Annotated in this window: 2 rRNA genes; both read left to right on the forward strand. The window is 55.7% G+C overall.

From position 1 onward, the window contains the following. Nucleotides 1-1,068 (forward strand): 16S ribosomal RNA (locus EDF53_RS18875); the annotation flags it as partial. Nucleotides 1,069-1,500: 432 nt separating this feature from the next. Continuing rightward, nucleotides 1,501-4,629: ribosomal RNA gene (locus EDF53_RS18880) — 23S ribosomal RNA — on the forward strand. Nucleotides 4,630-4,756 lie beyond the last annotated feature (127 nt).

A 4,756-nucleotide genomic window follows, 5' to 3' on the forward strand; every position in this document is an offset into this window, starting at 1 on the left:
AGTGACGGTACCTGCAGAAAAAGCACCGGCTAACTACGTGCCAGCAGCCGCGGTAATACGTAGGGTGCAAGCGTTGTCCGGAATTATTGGGCGTAAAGAGCTCGTAGGCGGTTTGTCGCGTCTGCTGTGAAATCCCGAGGCTCAACCTCGGGCTTGCAGTGGGTACGGGCAGACTAGAGTGCGGTAGGGGAGATTGGAATTCCTGGTGTAGCGGTGGAATGCGCAGATATCAGGAGGAACACCGATGGCGAAGGCAGATCTCTGGGCCGTAACTGACGCTGAGGAGCGAAAGCATGGGGAGCGAACAGGATTAGATACCCTGGTAGTCCATGCCGTAAACGTTGGGCGCTAGATGTAGGGACCTTTCCACGGTTTCTGTGTCGTAGCTAACGCATTAAGCGCCCCGCCTGGGGAGTACGGCCGCAAGGCTAAAACTCAAAGGAATTGACGGGGGCCCGCACAAGCGGCGGAGCATGCGGATTAATTCGATGCAACGCGAAGAACCTTACCAAGGCTTGACATACACCGGAAACGGCCAGAGATGGTCGCCCCCTTGTGGTCGGTGTACAGGTGGTGCATGGTTGTCGTCAGCTCGTGTCGTGAGATGTTGGGTTAAGTCCCGCAACGAGCGCAACCCTCGTTCTATGTTGCCAGCGGGTTATGCCGGGGACTCATAGGAGACTGCCGGGGTCAACTCGGAGGAAGGTGGGGATGACGTCAAATCATCATGCCCCTTATGTCTTGGGCTTCACGCATGCTACAATGGCCGGTACAAAGGGCTGCGATACCGTAAGGTGGAGCGAATCCCAAAAAGCCGGTCTCAGTTCGGATTGAGGTCTGCAACTCGACCTCATGAAGTCGGAGTCGCTAGTAATCGCAGATCAGCAACGCTGCGGTGAATACGTTCCCGGGCCTTGTACACACCGCCCGTCAAGTCATGAAAGTCGGTAACACCCGAAGCCGGTGGCCTAACCCTTGTGGAAGGAGCCGTCGAAGGTGGGATCGGTGATTAGGACTAAGTCGTAACAAGGTAGCCGTACCGGAAGGTGCGGCTGGATCACCTCCTTTCTAAGGAGCATCTGGCCTCGTGTGCCCTTCGGGGTGGGCGTGGTCCAGGCGCCTGATTCGGACCGAACGTGTCCGACGGGTAGCTCATGGGTGGAACATTGACAGTGCAGTTGGGAGTGATGCTTCCGACCTCAGTACGCTCTGCTTGCAGGGTTGGGACGGGTTGGGGTGGAGCTGCCGACTGGTGCACGTTGTTGGGTCCTGAGGGACCAGGCTTCCTGCTGACACGAGAGTGTCTGGCAGGGGTTGGGCCTACGGGTCCTTCGCCGGGCCGCATGAAGCACTGTCACTGGATGGTGGGGAGTGTGGTGCCGATCGTATGTTGAGAACTACACAGTGGACGCGAGCATCTTTGATTCGCGTCATCCAATCGACCGGGCACTTTTGGTGTTCGTGTTGTGGGTGATGACGGATCGCAATTTTAATCTTTGTGGTCAAGTTTCTAAGAGCAAACGGTGGATGCCTTGGCATCTGGAGCCGAAGAAGGACGTAGAAATCTGCGATAAGCCTCGGGGAGCTGATAATCGAGCCCTGATCCGAGGATTTCCGAATGGGGAAACCCCGCTGGGCGCTTTTGTGACCTGGTGACTCCCGCCTGAATATATAGGGCGGGTAGAGGGAACGTGGGGAAGTGAAACATCTCAGTACCCACAGGAAGAGAAAACAACATGTGATTCCGTGAGTAGTGGCGAGCGAAAGCGGATGAGGCTAAACCGATCATGTGTGATAGCCGGCGGGCGTTGCATGGTCGGGGTTGTGGGACACGTCACTCAGTTCTGCCGGACTGGGGCGGTTACAGCGCATCATAGTCGAACCGGTTTGAAAGCCGGGCCGTAGTGGGTGCCAGCCCCGTAGACGAAATGGTGTTATGGCCGGATGTGTATCCCAAGTAGCACGGGGCCCGAGAAATCCCGTGTGAATCTGTCAGGACCACCTGATAAGCCTAAATACTCCCAGATGACCGATAGCGGACAAGTACCGTGAGGGAAAGGTGAAAAGTACCCCGGGAGGGGAGTGAAATAGTACCTGAAACCGTTTGCTTACAAACCGTCGGAGCCTCCTTAGTAGGGGTGACGGCGTGCCTTTTGAAGAATGAGCCTGCGAGTTAGTGATATGTGGCGAGGTTAACCCGTGTGGGGCAGCCGTAGCGAAAGCGAGTCTGAATAGGGCGTTTGAGTCGCATGTTCTAGACCCGAAGCGAAGTGATCTATCCATGGCCAGGTTGAAGCGACGGTAAGACGTCGTGGAGGACCGAACCCACTTCAGTTGAAAATGGAGGGGATGAGCTGTGGATAGGGGTGAAAGGCCAATCAAACTTCGTGATAGCTGGTTCTCTCCGAAATGCATTTAGGTGCAGCGTTGCGTGTTTCTCGCCGGAGGTAGAGCTACTGGATGGCCGATGGGCCTCAACAGGTTACTGACGTCAGCCAAACTCCGAATGCCGGTGAGTGAGAGCGCAGCAGTGAGACGGTGGGGGATAAGCTTCATCGTCGAGAGGGAAACAACCCAGACTACCAACTAAGGTCCCTAAGCGTGTGCTAAGTGGGAAAGGATGTGGAGTTGCATAGACAACCAGGAGGTTGGCTTAGAAGCAGCCACCCTTGAAAGAGTGCGTAATAGCTCACTGGTCAAGTGATTCCGCGCCGACAATGTAACGGGGCTCAAGCACACCACCGAAGTTGTAGATTTCGCACACTAGACAAGCCTTCGTGGTTCAGTCGTGCGGAGTGGTAGGAGAGCGTCGTGTGGCGAGTGAAGCGGCGGAGTGATCCAGCCGTGGACGCTACACGAGTGAGAATGCAGGCATGAGTAGCGAAAGACGGGTGAGAAACCCGTCCTCCGAAAGACCAAGGGTTCCAGGGCCAGGTTAATCCGCCCTGGGTAAGTCGGGACCTAAGGCGAGGCCGACAGGCGTAGTCGATGGACAACGGGTTGATATTCCCGTACCGGCGAACAACCGCCCAAGCTAATCCAGTGGTGCTAAGAGTCCTAACCCGGTTCAACCGGATCCCTTCGGGGTGATGGTGGCCGGTCTAACGCTCGACCCCATGCTGGTGCGGTTAGCGTATGAACAGGTGTGACGCAGGAAGGTAGCTGAGCCAGGCGATGGTATCCGTAAGGTGAACCTGGTGTAAGGATGTAGGGCTGACGATAGGCAAATCCGTCGTCTGTACGCCTGAGATCCGACGCGTACCCGTAAGGGGAAATCAGTGATCCTATGCTGCCGAGAAAAGCATCGACGCGAGGTTGCAGCCGCCCGTACCCGAAACCGACTCAGGTGGTCAGGTAGAGAATACCAAGGAGATCGAGAGAATCGTGGTTAAGGAACTCGGCAAAATGCCCCCGTAACTTCGGGAGAAGGGGGGCCGGACACGTGACCGGATTTACTCCGTGAGCGTTGAAGGCCGCAGAGACCAGTGGGAAGCGACTGTTTACTAAAAACACAGGTCCGTGCGAAGTCGCAAGACGATGTATACGGACTGACGCCTGCCCGGTGCTGGAAGGTTAAGAGGAAGGGTTAGCCTTTGGGCGAAGCTCTGAATTTAAGCCCCAGTAAACGGCGGTGGTAACTATAACCATCCTAAGGTAGCGAAATTCCTTGTCGGGTAAGTTCCGACCTGCACGAATGGCGTAACGACTTCCCAGCTGTCTCAACCGCGAACTCGGCGAAATTGCACTACGAGTAAAGATGCTCGTTACGCGCAGCAGGACGGAAAGACCCCGTGACCTTTACTACAGTTTGGTATTGGTGTTCGGTGTGGCTTGTGTAGGATAGGTGGGAGACTGTGAAGCGGGCACGCTAGTGTTCGTGGAGTCATTGTTGAAATACCACTCTGGTCACTCTGGATGTCTAACGTAGGACCCTGATCGGGTTCATGGACAGTGCCTGATGGGTAGTTTAACTGGGGCGGTTGCCTCCCAAAGAGTAACGGAGGCGCCCAAAGGTTCCCTCAACCTGGTTGGCAATCAGGTGGCGAGTGTAAGTGCACAAGGGAGCTTGACTGTGAGACTGACAGGTCGAGCAGGGACGAAAGTCGGGACTAGTGATCCGGCAGTGGCTTGTGGAAGCGCTGTCGCTCAACGGATAAAAGGTACCTCGGGGATAACAGGCTGATCTTGCCCAAGAGTCCATATCGACGGCATGGTTTGGCACCTCGATGTCGGCTCGTCGCATCCTGGGGCTGGAGTAGGTCCCAAGGGTTGGGCTGTTCGCCCATTAAAGCGGTACGCGAGCTGGGTTTAGAACGTCGTGAGACAGTTCGGTCCCTATCCGCTGCGCGCGTTGGAAATTTGAGAAGATCTATCCCTAGTACGAGAGGACCGGGATGGACGAACCTCTGGTGTGTCAGTTGTTCTGCCAAGGGCACCGCTGATTAGCTACGTTCGGACCGGATAACCGCTGAAAGCATCTAAGCGGGAAGCCGTCTTCGAGATGAGATTTCCATGCACCTTGAGTGTGAGAGGCTCCCAGCAGACTACTGGGTTGATAGGCCGGATGTGGAAGCGGGGACTAACGACCCGTGGAGCTGACCGGTACTAATAAGCCGAAGACTTGATAACACACTGATTTCCGTGCACTTGTTGCACGGGCTCGCGTCCACTTTGTGGTTCCCGACAGACGATCGGGAATCAAACTGAATACACCGCTCTGCCCATTCGTGGGCAGCAGCCGGAACATGTTTGAGAC

It is taken from the genome of Curtobacterium sp. PhB78, assembly GCF_003751685.1.
Lineage (GTDB): Bacteria > Actinomycetota > Actinomycetes > Actinomycetales > Microbacteriaceae > Curtobacterium.